The organism is Anaeromassilibacillus sp. An172 (genome assembly GCF_002160515.1).
Lineage (GTDB): Bacteria > Bacillota > Clostridia > Oscillospirales > Acutalibacteraceae > Limousia > Limousia pullorum.
In genome coordinates this window covers 1-521 of sequence record NZ_NFKS01000063.1, presented here as the reverse complement: position 1 = coordinate 521, position 521 = coordinate 1, and the positions used below count along the sequence as shown (strand labels likewise).

At 38.0% G+C, this 521-nt stretch carries 1 protein-coding gene; it reads left to right on the top strand.

The window, feature by feature from the left end; translation table 11 throughout:
- Positions 1–521 (top strand): hypothetical protein (locus B5F08_RS13330; protein WP_158096316.1); only part of this gene is annotated, 521 nt, incomplete at both ends.

The following is a 521-nucleotide window of genomic DNA, read 5'->3' as shown; positions in this document are numbered from 1 at the left end:
TTTATCTGTTTTTGATGTGTGGTATTCTGATGTGGTAGCAGGATATTCTATCTTTGCAACGACAATAGCTGCTTTGCCATATGCCCATAGCTTTTGCACAGACTTTGAAAACAGGAATTTTAGAAGCGTTGTTATACGAACCGGTGCGGAATGTTATACGGCTTCAAAAATTATAACGGTTTTTCTCTCCGCATATGCAGTTTATTTTATGGCGTCTTTGTTATATTCGGTATTTATTTACTTTTTTGTGTTTTTAATTACCGGACAATTTCTTCTCACAACTTCTCCGCAAGCCAGAGAAAGTTCGCTGAGCGGAATGATTATAAATCAATTCGGAGATTATGCGGCAATTTTACTTGATACCGCCATAAGAGGTATTGAGATGGGAATTTGGGCTTTGGGTGCTCTGTGCGTTTCTGCTTTTACAGAAAGCAAGTTCCTTGTAATAGTATCGCCTTATCTGCTTGTCTATTATGTGCGTTATTTTTCACTTTATCTGCCGCTGAGCGATTTGTATATAC